The sequence below is a fragment of the Planctomycetota bacterium genome (assembly GCA_016125255.1).
Taxonomy (GTDB): domain Bacteria; phylum Planctomycetota; class Phycisphaerae; order Phycisphaerales; family Zrk34; genus RI-421.
Map to the genome: position 1 here is coordinate 72,280 of WGMD01000015.1, position 23,116 is coordinate 95,395.

Sequence of the window (23,116 nt, forward strand, 5' to 3'; positions counted from 1 at the left end):
TCACGCTTCTGAATCGCGGGGGTAAATCGATCCGTTGAACATGTCGAACATCAGAACACGCGGATTGTCTTTGAAGCATCGGGCGACGCCGTTGCCTTGGTGCGCATCGGTGTCGATATAGACGACGGCGTCGGACGGGGCGAGTTTTCGGCGTGCCAGAGATCGTGGATCGCCAGCGCGATGTCCGAAAATGCGCAGAAGCCCTCCCCGTGATCGGGTGCAGCGTGGTGGTATCCACCAGCGAGATTGATGGCAGCGCCATGCTCGATGGCCGCATGCGCGGCGAGAACAGTGCCTCGGACGGCCCACCGCATCGGCTGAAGAATCAGATGTCGAAGCAGTACGGCTGGCACACGCGTCGCGGCGCTCAATTCGAGTATCTGCGCGATGGTCTGCGATTGGCGCAGCTGATCGAGATATGTCTGGGTATGGACCGTCAGCAGTTCGCGGTGCGCGACTGGACGGTCCACGCGCTGGACGAGACGGCCGAATCGCTTGCCGAACTGTCGCCGCAGGAGTCTAAACGCGCGGCTGTGTTTGCGTGTGTCAAACGGATGCAAGTGTTCAAGCCCGAAGGCGCGAATGTCATAGTGGCGCGCGTAGATGATTTTGAGATGGGGTCGATCAGTCACGATGCACCCCCGGGATCAATCAGGCGTCGGGCGAATCGACCTGCGGACTGATGTCGAACGGCGGGCCAATGCGGTCCAGCGCCGCGCGGCAGATGTTGCGGAATGCGCGCAGTTCATCGTTCGACACTTCCTGCGGCACCTGGGCGGGGGAGTCGGAGACGTTCTCGCGTGTGCCGACGGCCCCGGCGAGTTTGTCGCGGTCGACTTCGATGCCCAGATGCGTGATCGCTTTGTAGACCGCGTCGAGATCATTGAGCTGATCCGTGGTCAGATGCGACACCGGCACGTCCGGATGGCGGCGGACAAAATCGCGCATCCGCGCCTCGGTCTCATACCAGAACCAGACGATCGCGAAGAACGGATGCTCAAACCGTCCGCCGGGCTCGAGCAGCGGGGCGACCTGGATCAGGTTGCGATCGGCGCGATAGTGCGGCATGCGGCGGATGCCGACGGGCGTGTGGCCCGGCACGGTTTCGTGGTTGTAATGGCTCAGCGAGACCTTGATCGGATCGCGGCTCAGATGAAGCACGCCCAGTCGCCGGGGAAACTGCTCGCAGGCGTAGTCGGCGAAATAGTGGATGAACTGGTAGTTGGATTCGACATACCAGCGATGGCCTCGGGCGGCGCGGTAGATTTCCAGCAGTTTTTTGCGGGAAAACGCGTTGCGGATCGGCCGCTCGTCTCCGGCTTCAAGTTGCTGGAGCAGGGGCCAGTGCGTGTTGCACAGTTGGGGGAACGGCTCGTGGACGGAGGCGAGATCGTCGATGACTGAAAGAATGCGCTGCGTGGAGGTCGTGCCGGAGCGTCCGGTGCTGGCGACAAAGATGTATCGCTCCACGTTCCGACAGGCCCTGCCGAACACCCATCGCGCCAGCGGCTCGGTAATCATGTTCCGCTTGAGAGTGTTGTACGCCAACTCCAACGTGTGATGTTCCTTTCCCGCGCTCGGGGTCACGGTCGATCAGTCGCCTGGCTCCAGCACGGACATGAAGGCCTTCTGCGGGATGTCCACGCTGCCGACGCGCTTCATGCGCTTCTTGCCTTCCTTCTGCTTCTCGAGCAGCTTGCGCTTGCGTGTCACGTCGCCGCCGTAGCACTTGGCGGTGACGTTCTTGCCCATCGACTTGATCGTCTCGCGGGCGATGATCTTTCCGCCGATGGCGGCTTGGAGCGGGATCTCGAACTGATGGCGATCGATTTCCTTCTTGAGTCGCATCAGCAGGGCGCGCCCGCGCTGCTCGGCCTTGTCGCGATGGCAGATCAGCGACAGGGCGTCAACGGGTTTGGCGTTCACCAGAATCTGAATCTTCACGAGATTGTCGGGGTGATAGCCGGTGATTTCGTAGTCCATCGTGCCGTAGCCGCGTGTGATCGACTTGAGCTTGTCGTAGAAGTCGAAAATGATTTCGCCCAGCGGCAGTTCGTATTCGAGAATCTGGCGCGTCGCCGAGAGGAACTGCTGCTTCTTGTATGTGCCCCGGCGGCTCTCGCAGAGCGTCATCAGATCGCCGATGTTTTCGGTGGGCGTGATGATCTCGAGGCGTACGATGGGCTCGCGGATTTCCTTGATCTGCGAGGGATCGGGCAGCTCGGCGGGGTTGTGAATCCGCAGAACGGTCCCGTCGGTTTTTTCGATTTCGTACGTGACGGTCGGCGCGGTCTGCACGATCTCGACGCCGCCTTCGCGCTCCAGGCGTTCCTGGATGATGTCCATGTGAAGCAGGCCGAGGAATCCGCAGCGGAAACCGAAGCCCAGCGCCTCGTTGGACTCGGGTGCGTACACGAAGCTCGCATCGTTGAGGTGCAGGCGATCGATCGCCTTGCGGAGGTCTTCGTAGTCCGTCTCGCCCGTCGGATAAAAGTCGCAGAACACCACCTGCTGCGGCTCGCGATAACCGGCGAGCGCCTCGGTGGCGGGATACAGATCGAGCGTCACCGTGTCGCCGATGTTCACTTCGTCCAGACTCTTGATCGAGGCGGACAGGTAGCACACCTCGCCCGCCTCGACGCTCTGCACGGCCGTCGGCTTGGGCGTGTACTTGCCCATGCCCGTCACCGGATACGCCCGCCCGCTGCTCATCATGCGAATCTTGTCGCCGAGCTTGAGCCGGCCGTTCATGACGCGGATGAAAAACAGCACGCCGCGGTAGTCGTCGTACACCGAGTCGAAAATCAGCGCCTGCAGCGGCTTGTCCGCATCGCCCACCGGGCCCGGCAACTTCTCGCAGATGGCGGTCATCAGTTCGTCGATGCCCAGTCCGCTCTTGGCCGAGCATCGCACGCAGTCCTCGGCCGCGAAGCCCAGCACGGATTCGATTTCCTCCGCCACCTGATCCGGCAGCGCCGCCGGCAGGTCCACCTTGTTGAGCACGGGCACGATCTCAAGATCCTGCTCGATCGCCGCGTAGGCATTCGCCACCGTCTGCGCCTCGACGCCCTGAGCCGCATCGACCACCAGCAGCGCCCCCTCGCACGCCTTCAGAGCGCGCGACACTTCGTAGTGAAAGTCCACATGCCCGGGCGTGTCGATGAGGTTGAGCATGTACTTCTCGCCCTTGTGGACGTACTGGATCGTCACGGCCGAGGCCTTGATCGTGATGCCGCGCTCGCGTTCCAGGTCCATGTCGTCGAGCATCTGATTCTTCATCTCCCGCTCGGTGATCGCGCCGGAGAATTGGAGAATCCGATCGGCAAGCGTGCTCTTGCCGTGGTCGATATGCGCAACAATGGAGAAGTTTCTGATCTTCATAGCGGTTTGAGACCGCTATTGTAGCAGGGTCGGGGGCGGAGGAAATGACCAAGCACCAAATCCCAATGACCAAGGGAATGACGAATCTCCAAATGAATCAAGCCACCCGAATGCGGATAGGCGCACCCCCTCTCCCGCCGGGAGAGGGCCGGGGTGAGGGTGGCCCCGAATGAAGGCGCGCTTCGTTGCGGACGCGGTCGGTGATCGGGCGCACCCTCACCCGGCCCTGCGGGCCGACCTCTCCTGGAGGGAGAGGTGAGAAGACGCGTCGCGTCACACACATGGGTGCCACGGCTTGGCTCGGCAAACCGTGCCTCGACACGCTGCTCAACTCGCACGGCTTGGGCGAAGCGCCCAAACCGTGGCACCCGGCCGACCTGTCTACTTCAATACCGCTTTGTCGACTTTGACCTCCGCCATGACATTTTTTCCGTCGATGGGATTTAGAAGGTCGACGATTAGAAAGTCCTGATGTTCATTCGTTGGACCATAGAGGAGGTAATGACGGCGCTTCACCTTTACGATATGGAGCGGAACCGTATCGTTGACCTCAGCGATGCGTTTGTGAGTCGAAAAGGTTCCCATATCATCCTCTATCTCATATGGCGCAAGATTTCCGAGTCCCATGGGGTTCTTCCATAGCACTTGCGACTTTTCAAGGTGTGTCGTTGTACCAATGAGACCGCGATATTGCCTCGAAGCTGACACATCGGAAACGCAGCCGGACGAGGCGAACGCTAACAGACAGACAAAAGAATACTGTCGAAGACCCATATTGCACCCGAAAACCAGGCCCAATTCTATCTCACATCCCCTTCGTCAGCGCCTCCAGGTGCTTGGCGAAATGGATCGCTAACACTTCGGTGTACGTGTCGGGATGCGTTTCGAGGACGCTGCGGAGGGCGGGGCCCAGCGTGGCGTGCGTCAGGACGGAGCCGAAGGTGCAGTGGAGAATCTGCCGGCCGGCGTGGGTGAAGCCCTTGCCGGCGGGGACGTCTTCCCAGCATTCCAGATAGATCCGCTCCAGTTCCTTGTCATCGCTGACGGCGGCGGGCGCGGGGACGGTGTCGAGCGTGGCGTGCACGTGATAGGTCGCCTTGTCCGTGTCGTACCGGCCCCGGGCGAAGTCGCAGATTTCACGGAACAGCCGCGCATCGTGAATCGCCGCGACGCGCAGGGCTTCGAGGTAGCTGGTGCCGGCGGTTTTGACATGGAAGCGGCCCTTGGTGGCGCGGGCGAAGGGGGTGTACATCGAGAGCTTGTCGGACCCGGAGTGCAGACTGAGTTTGTACGGGCCGACGATCTCGGCGATGGCGTTGTGATCGGCGAGGGAGGCCTCGAGCTTGGCGACATTGCCGATGTAGTCCACGCCTTTTTCCATCTCGCCGATGAAGCGCGGGGCGAGACTGACCAGCTTCATGTCCCGGCCCATGCACTGATCGGCGATGATGAAATGCTCGGCCAGCGTCGTCGGCTGATCGGTTTCATCCACGCTGAGTTCAATCTCATAGTCGCGGCCGTTCTTTTTGTGAACAGCGTCGATGTACTCGGCGAGCTTGACCGCTTCGTTGATGGCGACGCCGTACTTGACCGCACAGCGCATCGCGGCTTCTTCGTCGATCTTCAGCGTTGTGCCGGTCGGCAGTTTGACGGTCTGCCCGGTGTATTCGTCGAGCCAGTCGATCCGGTCGGCGACGGCGGCGTACTTTTCGCGCAGGGTATTTTCATCGTAGTTGTCGGCCTTCGGATCGACGTGACCGGAGGGATCGATGGTGAAGAACGTGAAGCCCACGGCGGCGGTGCGATCGACGTCCTGCGGGGTCTTGAGGTGGTCGGCGTCCGCACCGGTGCGGGCGTCCCATTGGGCGATGAGCATGCCGAACTGGGCGTCGTCCATGACCTGGCGCGGCTCGCGCTGCGTGCGGGCCATCTCGCGGATCGACTGTTGCGGAAAGATCGGGGCGATGTCGCCGCCGGCCCGGCGCATGGCTTCGGCGTGACCGGGCGTGGCGAGCCCGATGCGGTCGCCGAAGCCGAAGCTTGCGGCGAGGCCGAGTGGGACAGGCGTCAGGTTCCACACCGCGGCGCGGGCCTGCGCCATGTTCTGCGGTGTGAACGGCAGTTCCTCGCCGTCGATGTTGATCGTGCGCTGTCCCTGTTGCGTCGTGGCTTGAGCGTTCATCGTGGGTCGTCCCTGATGCGATGGTGAAGGTGAAATTCGTCGAGCGTGCTTGCAGACAGACATGGTAGAGGGCCGGTCGCCGGAGGCAATACCGATTTTGGATTAAACGGTGCCTGAACTTTCGTCGGGCGCGTCGCCGGCGGAGGGCGCGGGGAAACGCCCGCGGCTGCGCTGACGCATTTGCGCCCGCAATTCGAGCCGCAGCGCTTCGACGCGATCGTGCAGGAGCGACAGCGCATCGTGCGTGGGCAGGTCGGCAAGCGTTTGCGAATCGATCGGCTCGCCGAATTTGACGGCGGTGTAGCCGATGATCTTGGGGCGCGAAGCGTGAATCGGCCAGACATCGAAAGCCCCTTCGATCGCCGCGGGGATGACCTTGGGCTTGGCCCGCTTGATGAGCAGCATCACGCCCGGCATGAACGGGTGCACCGCGCCGTCGGCCGTCCGCCCGCCTTCGGGGAAGACGAGCAGCAGATGGCCCTGCGTGAGTTTGTCGATGGCGAGGCGCATCGCGCGGATGTCGCCTTTGCTCTGATCGACTTCGAAGGCGTTGAGCGAGCGGATCAGCGCGGCGAAGAAGCGGTTGCGGAAGAGCGTGTGCCGCGCCATCGGATGAAAGTGGCGATGACTGATGCCCGTGCCCAGCAGCACCAGATCGAGGTACGACTGGTGATTGGACACGAGCAGGACGGGGCCTTCGGCGGGGATGTTGCGGGCCCCGTACCAGCGGTGCCGGTACGCGAGCCCGAGCAGCAAGCGCAGGAGGAACTGAAGCGTCCACCACCAGAAGATTTTGATCAGCGGGGCGCCCGGATTCGTGCGACGGATCGTGCGCAGCAGACGCATCACCCGACCCTCGCCCGCACTTTTTCGACCAGCAGATCGACCACTTCGTCGAGGTTCATGTCGGACGTGTCGATACGGTCGGCGTCGGCGGGGCAGATCAATGGGCCATCGTGGCGGGTCGAGTCACGCTGATCGCGGTAGACGATCTGCTCGCGGATTTTGTGCTCGTCGGCGACGCGACCCGCGGCTCGAAGCTGGTCCGCGCGGCGCTTGGCGCGCACCTCGGCGGAGGCGTCCAGATAAAACTTTGCGGTCGCATCAGGGAAGACGACCGAGCCCTGATCGCGCCCTTCGGTGACGAGACGCGGATGGGTATGGCCGATCATGCGCTGCGAGCGCACCAGCACGGAGCGCACGCGCGGATTGGAGGCGATCTCGCTCACCGCCGCGGTGACATCAGGATCGCGAAGCCGATGCGCCAGATCGAACCCGTCGACCTTCAGTGCCGGAGGATCGGCCTTCCAGTCGAATCGGAGATTGAGCGTTTCGGCGAGTTCGCCCACCTTGTCGACGTCCGCGGGGTCCAGGTCGTGATCGATCACGGCGGCGGCGATGCCGCGGTACATCGCGCCGGTGTCGAGAAAGTCGACGCCGAGGCGGGCGGCGAGGGTCCGGGCGACGGTGCTCTTGCCCGCGCCGGCCGGGCCGTCGATCGTGACGATCAGCGTGTTGGTCTGCGTTTGTGCGTCCATGGAAGGAAAGTAGGATAATGTGTCTTCGCTCATTCGACCAGCAGACGAGGTATCCACACTTGGACAAACGACCGCTCGGCAAAACGGACATGCAGCTCACCACGCTCAGCTTCGGCGCTTCGTCGCTCGGGGCCGAGTTCCGCAATATCGACATCCCTGAGGCGATGCGGGCGGTGCGCGTGGCGCTGGATCTGGGGATGAACTTCATCGACACGTCGCCGTTCTACGGGCGCGGCATGAGCGAGGTGCTGCTGGGCCCGACGCTCAAGGACGTCCCGCGCGATGCGTACTACCTCGGCTCCAAGCTCGGGCGCTACAGCGGGACGCGCTTCGACTTTTCCGCACGCCGGGTCATCGAGAGCGTCGAGATTTCGCTGGAGCGCATGAAGACGGATCACCTGGACATCTGCCTCTGCCACGACATCGAGTTCGTGGACATGAAGCAGATCGTCGAGGAGACGATCCCGCAGATGCGGCGCTTGCAGGAAAAGGGCATGATCCGCTACGTCGGCGTCAGCGGGTATCCGATGAAGATGTTCAAGTACGTCTTGGACCACACGGACGTCGACGTCGTGCTCTCGTACAACCACTACACGATGCAGAACACGATGCTCGCGGATCTCGTGCCGCTGCTCAAGCAGCGGGGGGTGGGCATCATGAACGCCGCGCCGTTCTCGGCTCGCCTGCTGACCAATGCGCCGCTGCCGGCGTGGCACAAGGCGACGCCGCTCGTGCGCGAGACGGCGGCGAAGGCGGCGAAATATGCGGAGGCGAACGGCGTCGACATCGCCCAGCTCGCGGTCCAGTTCTCGCTCGACAACCCGGACCTGACGACCTGCATCGTCGGCTCGGCGAATCCGGATAACGTCAGGAAGTGGGTCGAATGGGCGAACAAGCCGATTGACCGGAAGCTGATGGACGAAGTGCTGGCGATCCTCAAGCCGATCCACAACTGGTTCTACATCGAAGGCCGGGCGGACAACAATGATGAGGTGAAGTCGTGAAAGCCATTTTGCTCGAAAAACCCGAGCATTTTAAGAAGATCGAGATCGACGAGCCGAGCGCGCCAGGCAAGGGCGAGGCGCTGGTGAAGGTGCATCGCATCGGCATCTGCGGGACGGACCTGTCGGGCTACCTGGGCAAAATGCCGTTCTTTCAATACCCGCGCATTCCGGGGCACGAACTGGGCGTCGAAGTGGTGTCGGTCGGCACGGGCGTGACGAATGTCAAAGCGGGGGACCGTTGCAGCGTCGAGCCGTACATGAACTGCGGGAATTGTCACGCCTGTCGCAAGGGTTCGAGCAACTGTTGCGCGAATCTGAAAGTCATCGGCGTGATGGTCGACGGCGGGATGCGCGAGCGGTTCCTCATCCGGGCCGACAAACTGCATCCGTCCGCGAAGCTGAGCTTTGATCAACTGGCGCTGGTGGAGACGCTCGCAATCGGGTGTCACGCGGTCAACCGCGGCGCGCCGGTGAAGGGCGAGAACTGCCTGGTCATCGGCGCCGGGCCGATCGGCTTGTCGACGATCGAGTTCGTGAAGCTCACGGGGGCCAGGACGATCGTGATGGACATGAACGCGGAGCGGTTGACGTTCTGCCGCGAGGTGATGGGCGTCGACGAGACGGTCATGGCGGAAGGGGATATCGACAAGGCGCTGCGGGAGGTGACGGACGGGGCGCTGCCGGATGTGGTGATCGACGCGACGGGGTCGAACGTGTCGATGTCCAACGCCTTCGGCTACGTCGCGCCGACCGGCCGGCTCGTCTACGTCGGCATCACCACCAAGGAAGTTACCTTCAAGCACCCCGTGTTCCACCGCCCCGAAGGCACGCTGCTTTGCTCGCGCAACGCCATGCCCGCCGACTTCACGCGCATCATCAAGCTCATCGAGGACGGCGTCATCAACACCGATCCGTGGATCACGCACCGCACCGGGTTTGACGATCTGATCGCCAACTTCCCTTCTTACACGCAGCCGGCGACGGGCGTGATCAAGGCGGTCGTCGAATTGACGTGAAAAAAACGACGGTGGACGGCGGGCGAACGCCGATGTATTTTCGGTCCCGATGCCCCGTAAGAGGACGAATCCGGTGATGCTCACTGAGACGCATATCCGTCGCCATCTGCCCGCCACCCGCCGCTCGATCACGCACCGATTCACGATCGCCAATCACGAGGGCTATCTGACGATCGGGCTTTTCGATGATGGCAGCCCTGGCGAAATTTTCGTGAAGATGGCCAAAGAGGGCTCGACACTCTCGGGCATGGTGCAGGCCTTCTGCCGGGCGCTGAGTCTGGCGATGCAGTACGGGCTGAGTCTCGAGGAAGTCGTCGATCGCTTCAAAGGCATGCGCTTTGAACCCATGGGCATGACCAACAACCCCGACATCCCCGAGGTGCTGAGCATCGTCGACTACGTGGCCCAATATCTGGAGCTGGAATTCTCCAGTCGCGGAAGAAAATTATAAGCAAATTATTTTCAACTAATTGCGCCAAAATGCGGCGCGTTTTTGTTGCTTGGGCTGATGGGCAAAATCCGTAAAATCCCTTGCATGAGCGGGGTCGGCGGGGTATATTTTTGAGTCGAAGAGTGTGGGCCGGGATGTGGCCCTGGGAAAAGATGAAACATGATTCAGGCCGATGCCTGAGGGGAAAGTTCGATATGAAGTTCGCACCCTTGTTTGTCGTGGCGCTGGCTGTCTGCGCCTTTACCAGCAGCGCCAAGGCGGTCTTCCTGCAGGAGTCGCGCGTCGATCTGGGCGGCGGGCTTGAGCAGATCACGCTGACGATCGTTGAAGACGACGCCAGCAAGACCATCTCCGGCATCAACGCCATCATCACCGCGCCCGCCGGCACGATTCATCATGAGACGGCCTTTGGCGGTGCGATCGCTCCGCTGTTCCAGAGCGATCTTGCACTCGCCCAGACGCTCTCTCCGGCGCAGGACTGGGTTGGGCATGACACCTACTGGAAGTTCAATGAGGCCGACCTGCTCGTCGTTGGCAAGAACAGCCCCCGCAACGCCCCGTTTGCGGCCTTCGATGGCACGGCTGAAAAAACCACCACGACGCTGAGCCCCAATGTCGACTACCTGAGCGGTTCGTTCAGTCTGCTCGGCTCGGCCAGCGAAGCGCCGTTCACGCACCGCGAAGTCGCTCAAATCGTCGTCGCCGCCGGCACGCAGCTCAATCTGCTCGTCGGCGAGGTCGGCGGGTTCTTTGTGACCGGTCAGCCCTATTCGACCGACCGCATCACGGGCATCGTCTCCGACAACGTGCCGGAGCCGACAAGCTTGGCGATGGTCATGCTCGGTTCTCTGGCGATGATCCGTCGCCGCCGGGTCGCCTGAACGGACCCCGCATTCGATTCTGACCACTTTCAAGCCCCGCTCGGTCAAACTGAGCGGGGCTTGTGATTTATCGGCTGGGCCGATCTTTATCGCAACCGCGGCCCGGTCGGACGATATAATGTCCTAGGAAGGTGGTTAGAACCATGCGTATGAACCTTCAGGCATTGACAATACTGGCGTTGACGGCGGGCCTCGGAGCTTCGACGGCCTTGGCGCAGAATCAGGTCATCGACGGCCGCCAACTCGACCGCAACCTCCGCGTCGGGTCCGGCGGGGTCAATGACAATCGCCGGGTCAATACGGCCGGCGTCTATCAGAACGCGCTGGTCACCGGCAACGTCGCCGGCCTCGCCCGCTTCCGCGCCGATGACATCGACTACCGCGCCCCCGGCGAGTTCACCGCGACGACCGGCGCCGATGACACCTACCTGTTCCGACTCCAGTCGCAGACCCCCGGCCTGACAAGCCGCAGCGGACAGATGGTGCTGCCCAGCGGGTCGCCCGCCACGTTCCAGAGCGGGTACAACACCGGCTCGATCACCCTCCGGGCCGGCAGCGGCGTCACCAGCGGGGAAATCAGCGGGCAGTATGATCGCTACGCCAGCGGACTGACGATCCGTCGCGACGATCTGGGCGCCGTCAGCGCTCACGGCGCCAGTGCTTTGAACCTGTCGCTCGATGCCCATGCCCTCACCGGTAAGCCCATGACCGACACGGTCGGGTTCGCCACCGACAAGTCCGGCCAGCTTCTTCAGATCACCGCCAGCCCGCTGGTGGGCATCCGTCAGCAGCCGCTGGGTCAGCCCACGCCGATGACGCAGCAGCAGATGACCAAGGACAACGAGGCGAAGAATCCGCCGCTGCCGGACGCGGTGGCGCCGGCGGGCACGAACGGCTCGCCGGAGGTTCCGAAGGTCGACGCCAAGGGCGACCCGTTGGACCCGACGGGCTCGCAGCAGGTCGATCGCGGGCGCATCAGTCCGCTCAATGTCGCGCCGGGGCTGATGCTCGGCCGACAGCTCAACACGCAGATCGAAGCCACGGTCGAGGCCAACAGCGCCCCGCGCTTCCGCACGGAGGAACTGGAGCAGGCGATCCTCGCCGGCAACACGGATGCGAACGCGCAGCCGGGGCAGAACGTGTACCAGGACTTGCTGGCGAGCATTCGCGGCGGCGGGGCGGCGACGCCCGGCACGAACGGCGGCATTCCGGCGGACCAGCTTGCCGGCAAGCCCGCTGTGAACCCCGACGATGACACCACGCCCAAGAGCGAAGTCGATCGCGTCGCCGATGCCTTCGCCAAGACGCAGGAGGCGATCGCCAAGGGCAATGAAGACACGCAGACGACCGAGCAGAAGCTTGAAGCGCTTGTCAAGAAGCTCGACTACAACCTGCCGCCGCTCAAGACGCTCGCCGGGTCGGAGAACAATGCGTTCGATGCGGCGATGATGCGCGGGCAGAAGCTCATGACCGAGGGCAAGTTCTTCGATGCCGAAGACGCCTTCGCGGCGGGCGTGACGTTGCGGCCCAAGGATCCGATGGCGCAGATCGGTCAGCTTCACGCCCAGCTCGGCGCGGGGCTTTATCAGACCGCCTCCGGCACGCTCCGCCGCATCCTGCTCGCGCATCCGGAACTGATCGCCACGCGCTATCAGCCCCCCGTGCTGCCCAGCGATGATCGCCTCAATCACATCGAGGATGATCTGCAGGATTTGCTTCAGAACAACCCCCGGGCCGATGCGCCGCTGCTGTTGGCGTACCTCGCATATCAGCGCGGGTTCATCGACACGGCGAGCCACGCGTTGGATGTGATGGCGTCGCGCAATCCGCGCGATGAGCTGTTGCCGCTGCTGCGCCGCATCTGGCTCTCCGCCCCGCACAAGATCGTCGAGCACGACAAGCCCGAAGCGCCCCCGGCTCAAACGCCTCCCAAGCCGGCCGAGAAGCCCGCCAAGACGATCGATTCCGACGAGAAACCCTGACCCCGTTCACCAAGGTACGATCGATCCCACGGTTCCAACAACCGCGCGAGACTATCCTTCCATCCATGCCTCCACGCCCCGCCCATCTGACCGAATTCATCCCCGCCCCGGCCCTCCAGCGGATTCTCGACACGTTCGCCGGCGTGACGGGCTACGCCGCCGTCATCCGTGACACGACCGGGCAGGTTGTCGCCAAGTCCGGCACCGGCCGCTCCGTCACCGCCCGTTCCAACGCCCTGCGCGACACGCTGACCAAGAGCTGGTCGCACGAGCCGCCCAACGTCTCGATCCGTCTGGGCCAGCGCGCGATTGCTTCGTTGAGTCTGGGCGAGCGTCTGCCCGCCGCCGCCGGCGCGTTCGCCGAGCCGGTCACCACCACCGGTGCGCCGGAGGATCGCCTCGCCTCGATGACCCCGCAGGCCGATGCGGTTCAGTTCCTGTACCTGCTCGCCGACACGCTCGCCCAGGTCTGCCATCAGGGCGTGCAGCTTCGTCATCGCGTCGAGGAATTGACGACGCTCTTTCAGCTTTCGCGCTTGCTGTCCGGTCAGCGTTCGCTGCCGAACGTGCTTCAGACGATCGTGCGTTCCGTCGTCGAGTTGCTCAACGTCAAGGCCGCGGCGATCCGACTGCTCGACGCCAGTCGGCAGGAGCTGGTGATCGAAGCGACGCACAATCTCTCCGCCGATTACCTGAACAAGGGCCCGATCGTGCTTTCGCGCAGCGAGCTCGATCAGCAGGCGCTGGCGGGGGAGGTCATCTACGTCGCCAACATGAGCGACGATCCGCGCGTCATGTACCCCGAGGACGCCAAGCGGGAGGGATTGGCGTCGATGCTCGTGGCGGGCATGGTCTACCGCGGGCAGCCGATCGGCGTGATGCGCATCTACACCGAGAAAGTCACGACTTTCTCGGACAATCGCCGCAATCTCGTCACCGCCATCGCCCAACTCGCCGCCGGGGCGATTCACAACGCCCGGCTCGACGCCGAGCGGCAGGAGCAGCGGCGCATCGCCCGTCAGGTCCAGCTCGCGGCGGACGTGCAGCGGCGGCTCCTGCCGCAGAAGGCGCCGGTGATGGAGCCCTTCGATGTGGCGGGCGTCTACGAGCCGTGCTTCGAACTCGGCGGCGACTTCTATGACTTCATCGCTTTCGAGGACGCGATGGGCATCGTCGTCGGCGACGTGGTCGGCAAGGGCGTGGCGGCGAGTCTCTTGATGGCTTCCGTCCGCGCTTCGCTGCGGGCGCACGTCGAGGATGTCTACGACCTGGACGAAGTCATGGCGCGCGTCAACGTCGCCCTGACCCGGGACACGCGCGACAACGAATTCGCCACCGTCTTCTACGGCACGCTCGATCGCCATACGCTCCGCCTCACCTACTGCTCCGCCGGCCACGACCCCGCCCTCATGTACCGCGACGGCGCGTTCACCGACCTGACCGTCGGCGGCATGGTGCTGGGCATCGACAAGCATCAGACCTACGAGAAGGGCCTCGTCGATCTTCAGCCCGGCGATGTGCTGTTGGTCTACTCCGACGGCGTGACGGACGCATCGAACTTCGCCGGCGAGAAGTTCGGCCGCGAGCGCCTCAAGCAGGCGGTGCGCGACATGGCCCACCGCCCGGCGCGCGAAATCGTCAGCCATGTCCTCTGGCAGGTCCGTCGATTCGTCGGTCTCAACCACCGCCCCGACGACATGACCATCGTCGCCGCCAAAGTGAATCCTCGCGCCTGAATCACCGCCTTTTATTCTCAATGACCGCGCCGCCCGGATAACCCGATTATCCGGGCTTTTTGCGGGTATTTTTGCTCGGATTCCGCGTGCGTTTCAAGTGTCGCCGCGACGCTTGCCGATACTATGGATGGTTCTTCACGAACTTCCCCAGCACCTGTTGTGAGATGGAGGAGCGACCCATGAGCTCCCTGACACCCTCGAGCATTGCCGCGAGTCTCGCCCAGACCGCGCTACAGCAGAGCCAGACCGCCCGCGCCCGCGATGCCGTGCGCAATCGGCAGGATCGTCACGCCCAGAAGATGCGCGAGATGGAGGAGAAGCAGCTTGAGACGATCGAAGACTCGTACGAAACGTCCGATCAGCACCTGACGGTCACCGACGACGGCCAATCCCCCGACCAGAATCGCCGCCCCCCGCGCGACGACGACGACAACGCGGAGCATCCGCACGTCGACATTCAGGCGTGAGACAAGTGGTGATGTGGTGATTTGGCGAAGTGGTGATGTAAGAACCCATTGCCCGGGTTCTCGTCTATTTCAGCAATTCAACAAATTGATCGACCGTCAATCCGGCTTGGCGGATGATGGCGCGCAGCGTGCCGCGATCGAGTGATTTGTGATCGGGAACGACGAGCTGGGCGAACGGATGATCGCGGCGGAGGGTGATGTGGCTGCCGCGCTGGCGCTTGCGAACGAACCCGGCGCGCTCGAGCGCTTTGACGCATTGTGCCCCGGAAATAACCAGCAGGCCGCTCATACGACGAGCGTCATCACATCGAAATGATCTTCGGGGACCGGCAGCCCGTCGTCGGTTAGGGCTTCGGTGTAGGCGGTGATCGCCTCGCGGATATTGGCGATCGCCTCTTCCTTCGTCGCGCCCTGGCTGATGCACCCCGGGAGGGAAGGGCACTCGACGACCCACATCCCATCTTCACCCGGATAAAGCACGATCTGCCGCATGGCGAAACCTCCGATTGGATTATAGATCGGCCCGCGGCGCGATGCGATTCAGGGCTGATCGCATCTTTCATATCACCGCTTCGCCGCTTACACCGCCCCGTGGATCAGCGTTTTCAACGCCGCGCCGGGGTCAGGTTGTTTCATCAGGTTTTCGCCCACGAGCACCGCGTTGACGCCGGCGGACTTGAGGCGGGCGACGTCGTCGTGCGTGCGGATGCCCGACTCGCTGACGAGGATGTCGGTGTTCTCGACCATGGTGAGCAGGCGAAGCGTGTGGTTCAGGTCCGTGGTCATCGTGCGCAGGTCGCGGTTGTTGATGCCCAAAAGGCAATAGCCGGCATGGGGAAATCCGATGTGCGGGCGCACGCGCAGCAGACTGTCCATGTCGTGCACTTCCAGCAGCACGGTCAATTGAAGCTGCGTGGCGAGAATGAGCAGGTCGATGAGCAGCGCCTCTTCGAGGCATTCGGCGATGAGCAGGACGGCGTCGGCGCCCGCGGCGCGCGATTCGTAGATCTGGTACGGATCGACGATGAAGTCCTTGCGCAGGACGGGGAGCGGGACGGCTTCCTTGATGCGGCGGATGTATTCGAGCTTGCCCTGAAAATACTTTTCATCCGTCAGGCAACTGATCGCCGCCGCGCCCCCGGCGTGATAGGCCTTGGCGATGGCGACGGGGTCAAAGTCGGGGCGGATGAGCCCGGCGGAGGGGCTGGCGCGTTTGACCTCGGCGATGACGTTGATGGTCGGGCTTTTGCGGGTGACGGCGGCGAAGAAATTGCGCGGCTTGCTGGAGCGGTCGGCCTGCGCCTCCAGATGCTCCTGCGGAAGACGCGCCTTGGCCGCCTGCACCTCGGTGCGTTTGTGAGCCACGATCTCGTCGAGTATGTTCGCCAACTTCACCGACTCCGCGTAGGGTGGAGCCGGTAGTGTAGCGCGGCCGTGCGGGCCGCTCAAACGCAGGCGAACCCATGCCCGAATCCGATGTCATGACCATCATGGTGCTTGCCTTGATCCATCTTCTGGCGATCGGCTCGCTCTCTCTGCTGATCTATACCAGCGTGCTTTCGCCGCGCGGCATCGATCGCGCCCCGGAACGTCCCGGCAAACTGACGCTCGTCGACCCCATCATCGCCTTCGGCTTCCTCGTCCTCGGCACCAGCGCCGCAGCACTCTTCGCCAGGTCGATGCACATCGACATCGATCAGTGGATGATGCAGTTGACGCAACTGGGCGAAGTGCCCATGGCGATCTACATCCTCGGCCGGGCCCATCTGGCCGTCGAAGACGGGCTCAGCGGGTTCGGCCTGGGCCTGCGCGGGCTCCGCACGGGTCTGATCGGTGCGCTGATCGCCATCCTTGTCGTGCTGCCGCTGACGGTCGAAGTCTCGATGGCGATCGGGAAGATGCTCGAGTATCTGCACATCACGCCGCCGGAACTGGCGCACGAATCGCTCAAACAACTTGTCGAACTGCCGTGGGGTCCGCGACGATGGGGGCTGATCGCCTGTGCCGTCATCGGGGCGCCGATCTTCGAGGAACTGATGTTCCGCGGCATGGTGCAGACGGCTCTCGTCGAAACCGGGGTCATCCGCAATCGGTGGTGGGTCATCCTCATCGCCTCGGTGCTGTTCGCATCGATTCATCTCAACGTTGTGCCGTGGTTCGCGCTGCCGCAGATTTTCGTACTCTCGCTGGGGCTGGGCTTCGTCTACGAGCGCACGGGATCGCTGTACGCGCCGATGCTCTTGCACATGGCGTTCAACGGCGTGCAGATTTATGCTGCGTTGCACATGCAAACTCCGGCCGCCCCATGAGCGTACTATCCCCCATGTCGCGATTCGCCTTTCTGTGCTGCCTGCTGACGCTCGCCGCCTGCGGCGCCCCGCAGGTCAACAACACGCGCCTGGACGCGGCGGACCTGGTCGCCATGTCGGATCAGATGACCGCGTCGCTGATCGCCTCGCCGGCGGTCGTCGCGCGCACGGCGGCGAGCGAGCCGTGGATCATCAGCATGGATCGCGTGAGTAATCAGTCCAACGACATCATTCCCGATCGCGAGAAGTGGGCCTTCATCGCCCGTCTCCGCGCGCAGCTTTCGCAGTCCCGCGCCTTGTCGGAGCGGAATCTCAAATTCGTATTGTCCTACAACACGGCCGGGGAAGTCGCTGAGCGCGTCGGCGATCGCATCACGCCGACGCATCTGCTGACCGCCACTTTCTACTCCGCCACCGTCGCGAATCATCAGACGCGCAGCGACACGTATCTGTGCGCCTTCCAATTGATGAGCGCGAAGGATGATCAGATCCTTTGGGAAGACAAGTACGAGATCAAGCGGGCGGTGATGCGGAACAAGCTGGATTGAGGTCAGCGATGGTGCGATGGATCAATGGGCTTTGGATGTCGGCGGGGGCGCTGCTTGTCATTTGCATCACCGGCTGCGCCCAGCGGACGAATCGCTCCTCCGCCGAGGCGTATTACGATCATGCGTATCCGGCGGCGCGCGACGCGGTGCGCCAGCTCGCCACGGATCGCAAGAGCACGGACATCGTGCTCGACAACATGCGGCTGGGCATGGCGTCGCTGGCCGACGGCGATCTGGACGAGTCGGAGCGGGCGCTTTTGCGAGCGTACGAATATCTGCGCAGCGGGGGGGTGAACACGGACGACCGCACGATCGCCAGCGAGTATTTTTTCGAGGGCGTGAAGGTCTGGAAGGGCGAGCCGTTCGAGCAGGCGATGAGCTACTACTACATCTCCGCGCTGTACATGCTCAAAGGCGACTGGGAGAACGCGCGGGCGGCGGCGTCGAATTCGCTCTTCGCCCTGCGCGATTTCGCGGGTTCACCCGAGAATATGGAGCAGCTCGCCCGCACCGCCGCGGAGCACGATCAGCAGCGCGGCGGCGACTACCTCAAGACGGGCTACAAGGCGATCGAGTCGCAGTTCGCGCTGGGATATCTGATGGCGGCGACGGCGTACGTGCAGATGAAGCAGCCGGCGGATGCGAAGCCGCTGTTCGATCGCGTGCGGGAGCTGCGGGCGGATTTGGCGCCGCTGGCCGATGCGCTGGAGGGCGGGCAGTATGACACGCTCTTGCTGGTCGATGTCGGGCGCGGGCCGCGCAAACAGGCGTATGGGGAGGACGATGCGATGGTGCGCTTCGTGCCGGACGGACGGCAGTTCGCGCAGCCGCTGGCGGCGGTGTTCATCGACGGCCGGGCGCAACCGCTCGTCGGGCAGAAGCCGGTGGTTGATCTGTGGACGCTGAGCCAGTCGCCGCGCTGGTGGTCGCTGGAGGAGATGCGCAAGGCGCGCAGCGCGATCGGCAACGTGCTGCTGATGGGCGGACTGGCCGCCACCGCCATCGGCTCCAACGCCCACAGCCGCGAGGCGACTTACGCCGGTCTCGGCGCCGCCGCGCTGGGCATGCTCATGAAGAGCGGCTCCAAGGCCGACACGCGCCAACTCGAAATGCTCCCGCACTGCGTCTTCATGGTCCCCGTCATGCTCGGCACCGGACGCCACGAAATCGGCGTGCAGTTCCAGAACGAATCCGGCTGCGACGCGGCGTGGCACGAGATCACCGGCGGTTCCGTCGGCAATCCCGCCGTCTACTACCTGCGTCAACACAATGGCAACGGGGCCGGCATGCCCCCGTGGGCCGGCAAGCCGCGCTACTCCGCCGATGTGCTCGACTATCAGCCCGGGCATCTGCCCTACATCCTCGGCGGCGACGATGTGACCCCGCCCAGCGCGGCACTCATCGACGCCTATCACAAAGCCGGCGTGCTCACCAACCTTTCGCTGACCGACCTGACCGCGCTCTATCAGAGCGAAGGTATCGTCTTCCGCCCCGGCCCGCAGGGACGCGATGACACGACCGGCCTGGACCCGATTTACTACCGTCACATCACCGCGCGCGGCCTCGTGCTTTTCACGCCCCGCCCCGGAACGCACGGCTACGAACGCATCACCCGTCTGCCCCATGACCCCTATCAGCCGCGCCATGACGAGGTGAAGCGTATAATGAGCCAGCTTGCGAACCCGGCCCCGGCTCAGGCGTACAAATGACCAACAGGAGCGAACCGTGAGTGCCAACCAAACGTCCCTCTACGCCGCGTTGACCTTAGCCATGAGCATGATCGTCGGCGGGTGCAATTCCGATACGAGCGTCATCGGCGGAACCTACGACGAAGCCCGCGCGTATCCGAAGATCACGCTCTCGCAGGACACGCTTCAGCCCGCCCTCGGGTTTCAGGAACCCGTCGTGACGCGCACATCCACGAACTTGATGAGCGTCACCGTCCCCGTGCGGGCGCGCAGCAACGAAGACCTCAATGTCGAATACCGCATCATCTGGTTTGATGCGAACCATCAGCCGATCCGGCCCGAGGGATCGTGGATGACCGTGCGCCTCGAGCCGCGCCAGCCGACTTCGATCACCGTGACCAGTTCGTCAACCGATGCGGTGGACTACAACCTTCAATTCCGCTGGGCCCGGCCCTGACCAATACGGAGTGGACCTATGAACCGCCTGCTGATTGTTTCATGCCTCGCGCTGCCCCTCGTCGGCTGTGACACCACGCCCAAGAACGAAGGCACGAGCCGCAGCTACCGCATCGAGACGCGCGACGTCGGCGCCGGGCCGAACCTCGGGTCCGCCGATCTCGTCTCCGCTTCCGAGAAAGCCGTCGTCGGCATCGCCGGCGTGCCGGAAATTCAGAAGGCCGGGGACGTGAAGACGATCATCGTCATGGACCGCGTCGAGAACAAGACCTCTGACCCGTCCGCCAATTTTCAGATCTACCTCGCCCGCATCCGCGCCGCGCTTAATCAGAGCGGCGCGACGCGCAACCTCGCCTTCGTCGAGACCCGCGCCAAGGCCGAGGGCATCAAACAGCGCGAAGGCATTCCCGCCGACCAGTCCGGCCGCACCCGCCCCAACTATGCCCTCACCGGTACTTTCTACGACCTGCCGCGAGGCGTCAGCAACTACTACCTGCTGACCTTCCAGCTCGTCGACCTGACCAACGACATCATCGTCTGGGAAGACAGCTACGAAGTGAAGCTTTAAATCGCGTCATGTCCCAATCCCCCCGTTTAGCGATGCCGCTTGCGGCGTGCTTTTTCCTTTCCATTTCAGTCGCCCCCCGATCCCGCCGATAACACGGATATGAGCAACGCCCCCGGTCCATACCGCCCCTGGCGCGACGACAGCGAGCCGATCATCTCGCCCGAGCAGGCGTACGTCGAAGCCCGCCTTCGCGCGATGGAGCAGCGGCTCATCGCCCTCGAAAAGCTCGTCGCCGGATACAAGGGCGATCTTCCGGGCGCCCGCACCGAGCCGTACAACCACGTCTTCGATCAGCGCCGCAACGAAGCAGCGTGAGTCATCCTCCCTCTCCCGCCGGGAGAGGGCCGGGGTGAGGGTGGCCAAGGATGATGGCGCGCTTCATTACGTGATCCGTCAGTCATTGAGCGTCCTCTCACCCTAACCCTCTCCCGGAGGGAAATGCCGGGACACGCGATACTCATCGCAGCGGCGTAGTAACCGGCAATATGGGCGCTTTGGCCGGCCGTTTTCGCGTCTCGACCGGTGACAGAGACGCCTTGGCACCGGTGCCATCAGGCGTTGGCACTGCAATTTCACCGGCTTGGCATCGCGCCGCTTCGCGGACCGGGACCGGTGACACGGCGCGGCCAGAGCGTTCAGCAGTAGCATCCGGCTTCTTCCAGCCGAACCGGAATGACGCTCTTTACGTAAGATCATGTGTGGCAATATGCCGCACGCAATGCTATACTTCATGGGTCAGAAAGTCGATACTTGAGTGGAGACCACCATGGCGACGACAGCGAACAATACACGATTGGACGTCCGCTTGGGCGAAGAGCAGAAGAAGCTCATCGAACAGGCCGCTGGGTTCCTGGGCCAGACGATCAGTGCATTCACGGTCGCCACGCTTGTCCATCAGGCTGAGCAAGTCGTCGAGCGGTTTGGGATGCTGCGCCTCAGCGACCGCGACCGGGACGCCTTCCTGGCCGCCCTCGACAATCCGCCCGCGCCGAACGCGAAGCTTTGCAGAGCGGCCAAACGCTACGCTGCGAAGGTGACGCGGTGAGCCAGTGGCGCATCGAACTGCTGGACAAGCATCACCAGCGTGAGGGGTTTGACTGCGGCGAAGAAAGCTTGAATAGCTTTCTCCACACCCACGCCGGTCAAAACGCACGACGCGATATTTCGCGCACGTATGTGGTCCTGCCTGCTGAATCCAATGTGGTGGTTGGCTACTACACGCTTTCCAGCGGCAGCGTGGCTTTCAGCAGCCTGCCGGACGCTTCGACCAAACGACTGCCGAAGTACCCCGTGCCGACGGCACATCTGGGACGACTGGCGATCGATCGCCGATTCCAGGGGCAAGGTCTCGGCGGCATCCTGCTGATCGATGCGCTGCGGTGTGTCCGCGAGGCTGCCGACCGGATCGGTATCCACGCCGTAACCGTCCATGCGCTCAATGCCAAAGCCAAGCGGTTCTATGAGACGCACGGTTTCATGAATCTGCGCGATGACGAACTGCACCTGTTCCTGCCGATGGCCACGATCCGAGAGCTATGAAGAACACCCGCCACAAACTCCCGCGCAGCTTCGACGCCCTCGTGGCCGAGATGCCCCCGCAGGCAATCATGGATGAGGTGCGTTACGAGAACACCCTCGAGATGGTCGACCGCCTGATGACGGCGGGCAAGCTGACCAAAGGGCAAGAGCTCTACCTCGAAACGCTGGTGCAGCTCGTGCAGGTGTATGAAGCCAGGCATGTCGCCATCGACACCACCGACCTGAGCGGCGTCGATGCTCTTCGGCATCTGCTGGCCGAGAACGACATGAATGCATCCGATCTGGCTCGTCTGCTGGGTATTCATCAGAGCATGGGCTCGAAGATTCTCAAGGGCGAGCGCTCGCTGACCGTCGAGCACCTGCGCAAGCTCGCCGACCGTTTCAAGGTGCGCCCGGAGTTGTTCATGGCGTGAGGTGGAGGACGAGGGGCTGATGCAAAGTGCCAAGGCTGCGAAACCTGGCACTGCCAAAATCATCGATTCCAGCTTGCGAGGGCCGATTTTCGACCCAAAGTGCCAAACTCGCCTGTTTTCGCGTTCTCCGCCTCCCCTTGCCAAGCAGTCTCATCGCCGCTGCACATTGAGACTTTTGAGACATCCAAAAACCGCGATTCCAAGCCAATATCGTCGTTTTTTGGACCGAAGTCTCAAAGTCTCACCTTTTCGCATTCTCCGCCCCCCCACCGCCGTCACCCATCCGATCGCCATCATCTGAGCCGGTAGAAACCCGGATGCGTCGTCCGGTCAAACTCGACCAGTCCCACATCCGAAAGTTCGCCCAGCACGCGCTTGGCGGTCCGACCGCTGATGCCGAATTCCTGTTCGACCTCACGCCGAGTCAGCTTGCCCTCGGATGCCAGTTGAACCATCACCCATCGCTGCTTATCGTTGAGTCGCAGTGACGATCCGGCACCCTTCGATGGGCTTGCCTTCTGTTCGAGCCGGTCTGATTCACCCACGATGGTGCCGTCTTCGTCGCACACCTCCACGACGATCCGTTCTGTCAAGTGATAGCCAACGTCGTCCCGAGCGATCACATGTTCCGGATCGCATTGTTTGCCGCAACGATTCATCGCCTTGGTACATCGTGACCGGAGCGTGGATATCGCGCGGAATAATGTGTTCTGCATGGGCTGGGGTTTGAGTCGGCGGGCCAGGGCCGTGCTCTTCAGATGAACTCGCTGCCCCCTAGCATCTTCTGCTCTCAATGCCAGCAGAATCTGCCAGGCGCAGCCTCTTTGGCTCCTCTCACAAACCGTCACACCGCCCAGATCAATGTGATCGGGGTGGTACGCCAGCACGGCTCCATCGAACGGCGCGAGCGGTTCGCTGTCGCCCTTGCCGCTATTTGACATCCGAAAACGCCGGTGC

At 63.0% G+C, this 23,116-nt stretch carries 27 protein-coding genes; 17 read left to right on the top strand and 10 right to left on the bottom strand.

What is annotated here, in order from left to right; genetic code table 11:
• On the bottom strand, nucleotides 1-309 hold the full coding sequence (locus tag GC162_13025) for a hypothetical protein (GenBank protein MBI1369563.1): 309 nt from the start codon (nucleotides 307-309) through the stop codon (nucleotides 1-3).
• Nucleotides 310-329: 20 nt separating this feature from the next.
• Here GC162_13025 and GC162_13030 point away from each other — a divergent pair, with 20 nt between their 5' ends.
• On the top strand, nucleotides 330-683 hold the full coding sequence (locus GC162_13030; GenBank protein ID MBI1369564.1) for a hypothetical protein: 354 nt from the start codon (nucleotides 330-332) through the stop codon (nucleotides 681-683).
• Here GC162_13030 and GC162_13035 read toward each other — a convergent pair.
• The 6 genes from GC162_13035 to GC162_13060 form a co-directional block, all read right to left on the bottom strand.
• Nucleotides 652-1,521 (bottom strand): hypothetical protein, encoded by an 870-nt coding sequence (locus GC162_13035; GenBank protein ID MBI1369565.1) that lies wholly within the window; start codon nucleotides 1,519-1,521, stop codon nucleotides 652-654. The two genes, GC162_13030 and GC162_13035, sit on opposite strands and share 32 nt — an antisense overlap.
• Nucleotides 1,522-1,593: 72 nt before the next feature.
• Entirely contained in the window at nucleotides 1,594-3,381 is a 1,788-nt protein-coding gene (gene lepA, locus GC162_13040; protein ID MBI1369566.1) for an elongation factor 4, read from the bottom strand.
• Between the two features lie 381 nt (nucleotides 3,382-3,762).
• Nucleotides 3,763-4,008: a hypothetical protein gene (locus tag GC162_13045; GenBank protein MBI1369567.1), complete on the bottom strand. Its 246-nt coding sequence runs from the start codon at nucleotides 4,006-4,008 to the stop codon at nucleotides 3,763-3,765.
• 178 nt (nucleotides 4,009-4,186) lie between these two features.
• Complete coding sequence (locus GC162_13050) at nucleotides 4,187-5,563, bottom strand: hypothetical protein (GenBank protein ID MBI1369568.1); 1,377 nt, start codon at nucleotides 5,561-5,563, stop codon at nucleotides 4,187-4,189.
• Between the two features lie 102 nt (nucleotides 5,564-5,665).
• The gene (locus GC162_13055; protein MBI1369569.1) at nucleotides 5,666-6,409 is read right to left on the bottom strand and encodes a hypothetical protein; all 744 of its coding nucleotides are present in this window, start codon (nucleotides 6,407-6,409) and stop codon (nucleotides 5,666-5,668) included.
• Nucleotides 6,409-7,134 carry a (d)CMP kinase gene (locus GC162_13060; GenBank protein MBI1369570.1) on the bottom strand — a complete coding sequence of 242 codons (726 nt, stop codon included), beginning with the start codon at nucleotides 7,132-7,134 and terminating at the stop codon, nucleotides 6,409-6,411. The genes GC162_13055 and GC162_13060 overlap by 1 nt, the downstream gene beginning before the upstream one ends.
• A 56-nt stretch (nucleotides 7,135-7,190) precedes the next feature.
• Here GC162_13060 and GC162_13065 point away from each other — a divergent pair, with 56 nt between their 5' ends.
• The 7 genes from GC162_13065 (at nucleotide 7,191) to GC162_13095 (ending at nucleotide 14,638) form a co-directional block, all read left to right on the top strand.
• Entirely contained in the window at nucleotides 7,191-8,105 is a 915-nt protein-coding gene (locus GC162_13065; protein MBI1369571.1) for an aldo/keto reductase, read from the top strand.
• The gene (locus GC162_13070) at nucleotides 8,102-9,121 is read left to right on the top strand and encodes an alcohol dehydrogenase catalytic domain-containing protein (GenBank protein MBI1369572.1); all 1,020 of its coding nucleotides are present in this window, start codon (nucleotides 8,102-8,104) and stop codon (nucleotides 9,119-9,121) included. The genes GC162_13065 and GC162_13070 overlap by 4 nt, the downstream gene beginning before the upstream one ends.
• 49 nt (nucleotides 9,122-9,170) lie before the next feature.
• The gene (locus GC162_13075; protein ID MBI1369573.1) at nucleotides 9,171-9,572 is read left to right on the top strand and encodes a hypothetical protein; all 402 of its coding nucleotides are present in this window, start codon (nucleotides 9,171-9,173) and stop codon (nucleotides 9,570-9,572) included.
• Nucleotides 9,573-9,706: 134 nt separating this feature from the next.
• On the top strand, nucleotides 9,707-10,453 hold the full coding sequence (locus tag GC162_13080; protein MBI1369574.1) for a PEP-CTERM sorting domain-containing protein: 747 nt from the start codon (nucleotides 9,707-9,709) through the stop codon (nucleotides 10,451-10,453).
• A 143-nt stretch (nucleotides 10,454-10,596) separates the two neighbouring features.
• Nucleotides 10,597-12,435 (top strand): hypothetical protein, encoded by a 1,839-nt coding sequence (locus GC162_13085; protein ID MBI1369575.1) that lies wholly within the window; start codon nucleotides 10,597-10,599, stop codon nucleotides 12,433-12,435.
• A 65-nt stretch (nucleotides 12,436-12,500) separates the two neighbouring features.
• Nucleotides 12,501-14,171, top strand: a complete 1,671-nt coding sequence (locus tag GC162_13090) for a SpoIIE family protein phosphatase (protein ID MBI1369576.1) — start codon at nucleotides 12,501-12,503, stop codon at nucleotides 14,169-14,171.
• 179 nt (nucleotides 14,172-14,350) lie between these two features.
• Complete coding sequence (locus tag GC162_13095) at nucleotides 14,351-14,638, top strand: hypothetical protein (GenBank protein ID MBI1369577.1); 288 nt, start codon at nucleotides 14,351-14,353, stop codon at nucleotides 14,636-14,638.
• Between the two features lie 64 nt (nucleotides 14,639-14,702).
• Here the strand turns inward: GC162_13095 and GC162_13100 are convergent, their stop codons facing one another.
• The 3 genes from GC162_13100 to trpC form a co-directional block, all read right to left on the bottom strand.
• Entirely contained in the window at nucleotides 14,703-14,927 is a 225-nt protein-coding gene (locus GC162_13100) for an addiction module toxin, HicA family (GenBank protein ID MBI1369578.1), read from the bottom strand.
• Entirely contained in the window at nucleotides 14,924-15,130 is a 207-nt protein-coding gene (locus GC162_13105; protein MBI1369579.1) for a hypothetical protein, read from the bottom strand. Before GC162_13105 ends, GC162_13100 begins: the two co-directional genes overlap by 4 nt.
• Nucleotides 15,131-15,217: 87 nt before the next feature.
• Nucleotides 15,218-16,027, bottom strand: coding sequence for an indole-3-glycerol phosphate synthase TrpC (gene trpC, locus GC162_13110; GenBank protein MBI1369580.1), 810 nt, complete (start codon nucleotides 16,025-16,027; stop codon nucleotides 15,218-15,220).
• Nucleotides 16,028-16,101: 74 nt separating this feature from the next.
• Here trpC and GC162_13115 point away from each other — a divergent pair, with 74 nt between their 5' ends.
• From GC162_13115 to GC162_13155, 9 genes are all read left to right on the top strand, one after another.
• The gene (locus GC162_13115; protein ID MBI1369581.1) at nucleotides 16,102-16,947 is read left to right on the top strand and encodes a CPBP family intramembrane metalloprotease; all 846 of its coding nucleotides are present in this window, start codon (nucleotides 16,102-16,104) and stop codon (nucleotides 16,945-16,947) included.
• Complete coding sequence (locus GC162_13120; GenBank protein MBI1369582.1) at nucleotides 16,944-17,495, top strand: hypothetical protein; 552 nt, start codon at nucleotides 16,944-16,946, stop codon at nucleotides 17,493-17,495. The genes GC162_13115 and GC162_13120 overlap by 4 nt, the downstream gene beginning before the upstream one ends.
• 8 nt (nucleotides 17,496-17,503) lie before the next feature.
• Nucleotides 17,504-19,204 carry a hypothetical protein gene (locus tag GC162_13125; GenBank protein MBI1369583.1) on the top strand — a complete coding sequence of 567 codons (1,701 nt, stop codon included), beginning with the start codon at nucleotides 17,504-17,506 and terminating at the stop codon, nucleotides 19,202-19,204.
• 16 nt (nucleotides 19,205-19,220) lie between these two features.
• Nucleotides 19,221-19,640 (top strand): DUF1425 domain-containing protein, encoded by a 420-nt coding sequence (locus GC162_13130; GenBank protein MBI1369584.1) that lies wholly within the window; start codon nucleotides 19,221-19,223, stop codon nucleotides 19,638-19,640.
• 18 nt (nucleotides 19,641-19,658) lie between these two features.
• A complete protein-coding gene (locus GC162_13135; GenBank protein ID MBI1369585.1) occupies nucleotides 19,659-20,207 on the top strand; it encodes a hypothetical protein in 549 nt (182 codons plus the stop codon).
• Between the two features lie 99 nt (nucleotides 20,208-20,306).
• Nucleotides 20,307-20,522 (top strand): hypothetical protein, encoded by a 216-nt coding sequence (locus GC162_13140; protein ID MBI1369586.1) that lies wholly within the window; start codon nucleotides 20,307-20,309, stop codon nucleotides 20,520-20,522.
• 451 nt (nucleotides 20,523-20,973) lie between these two features.
• Nucleotides 20,974-21,252, top strand: coding sequence for a DUF1778 domain-containing protein (locus tag GC162_13145; GenBank protein MBI1369587.1), 279 nt, complete (start codon nucleotides 20,974-20,976; stop codon nucleotides 21,250-21,252).
• Entirely contained in the window at nucleotides 21,210-21,746 is a 537-nt protein-coding gene (locus GC162_13150) for a GNAT family N-acetyltransferase (GenBank protein MBI1369588.1), read from the top strand. Before GC162_13145 ends, GC162_13150 begins: the two co-directional genes overlap by 43 nt.
• Nucleotides 21,743-22,159, top strand: a complete 417-nt coding sequence (locus GC162_13155; GenBank protein ID MBI1369589.1) for a helix-turn-helix domain-containing protein — start codon at nucleotides 21,743-21,745, stop codon at nucleotides 22,157-22,159. The genes GC162_13150 and GC162_13155 overlap by 4 nt, the downstream gene beginning before the upstream one ends.
• Nucleotides 22,160-23,116 lie beyond the last annotated feature (957 nt).

Coding starts and splice junctions, on each gene's coding strand:
- GC162_13030 (MBI1369564.1), top strand. CDS start 330: ATGTCGAAGCAGTACGGCTGGCACACGCGTCGCGGCGCTCAATTCGAG.
- GC162_13035 (MBI1369565.1), bottom strand. CDS start 1,521: ATGATTACCGAGCCGCTGGCGCGATGGGTGTTCGGCAGGGCCTGTCGG.
- lepA (MBI1369566.1), bottom strand. CDS start 3,381: ATGAAGATCAGAAACTTCTCCATTGTTGCGCATATCGACCACGGCAAG.
- GC162_13045 (MBI1369567.1), bottom strand. CDS start 4,008: ATGGGACTCGGAAATCTTGCGCCATATGAGATAGAGGATGATATGGGA.
- GC162_13050 (MBI1369568.1), bottom strand. CDS start 5,563: ATGAACGCTCAAGCCACGACGCAACAGGGACAGCGCACGATCAACATC.
- GC162_13055 (MBI1369569.1), bottom strand. CDS start 6,409: ATGCGTCTGCTGCGCACGATCCGTCGCACGAATCCGGGCGCCCCGCTG.
- GC162_13060 (MBI1369570.1), bottom strand. CDS start 7,134: ATGAGCGAAGACACATTATCCTACTTTCCTTCCATGGACGCACAAACG.
- GC162_13065 (MBI1369571.1), top strand. CDS start 7,191: ATGCAGCTCACCACGCTCAGCTTCGGCGCTTCGTCGCTCGGGGCCGAG.
- GC162_13075 (MBI1369573.1), top strand. CDS start 9,171: ATGCCCCGTAAGAGGACGAATCCGGTGATGCTCACTGAGACGCATATC.
- GC162_13080 (MBI1369574.1), top strand. CDS start 9,707: ATGTGGCCCTGGGAAAAGATGAAACATGATTCAGGCCGATGCCTGAGG.
- GC162_13085 (MBI1369575.1), top strand. CDS start 10,597: ATGCGTATGAACCTTCAGGCATTGACAATACTGGCGTTGACGGCGGGC.
- GC162_13090 (MBI1369576.1), top strand. CDS start 12,501: ATGCCTCCACGCCCCGCCCATCTGACCGAATTCATCCCCGCCCCGGCC.
- GC162_13095 (MBI1369577.1), top strand. CDS start 14,351: ATGAGCTCCCTGACACCCTCGAGCATTGCCGCGAGTCTCGCCCAGACC.
- GC162_13100 (MBI1369578.1), bottom strand. CDS start 14,927: ATGAGCGGCCTGCTGGTTATTTCCGGGGCACAATGCGTCAAAGCGCTC.
- GC162_13105 (MBI1369579.1), bottom strand. CDS start 15,130: ATGCGGCAGATCGTGCTTTATCCGGGTGAAGATGGGATGTGGGTCGTC.
- GC162_13115 (MBI1369581.1), top strand. CDS start 16,102: ATGCCCGAATCCGATGTCATGACCATCATGGTGCTTGCCTTGATCCAT.
- GC162_13120 (MBI1369582.1), top strand. CDS start 16,944: ATGAGCGTACTATCCCCCATGTCGCGATTCGCCTTTCTGTGCTGCCTG.
- GC162_13125 (MBI1369583.1), top strand. CDS start 17,504: ATGGTGCGATGGATCAATGGGCTTTGGATGTCGGCGGGGGCGCTGCTT.
- GC162_13135 (MBI1369585.1), top strand. CDS start 19,659: ATGAACCGCCTGCTGATTGTTTCATGCCTCGCGCTGCCCCTCGTCGGC.
- GC162_13140 (MBI1369586.1), top strand. CDS start 20,307: ATGAGCAACGCCCCCGGTCCATACCGCCCCTGGCGCGACGACAGCGAG.
- GC162_13145 (MBI1369587.1), top strand. CDS start 20,974: ATGGCGACGACAGCGAACAATACACGATTGGACGTCCGCTTGGGCGAA.
- GC162_13155 (MBI1369589.1), top strand. CDS start 21,743: ATGAAGAACACCCGCCACAAACTCCCGCGCAGCTTCGACGCCCTCGTG.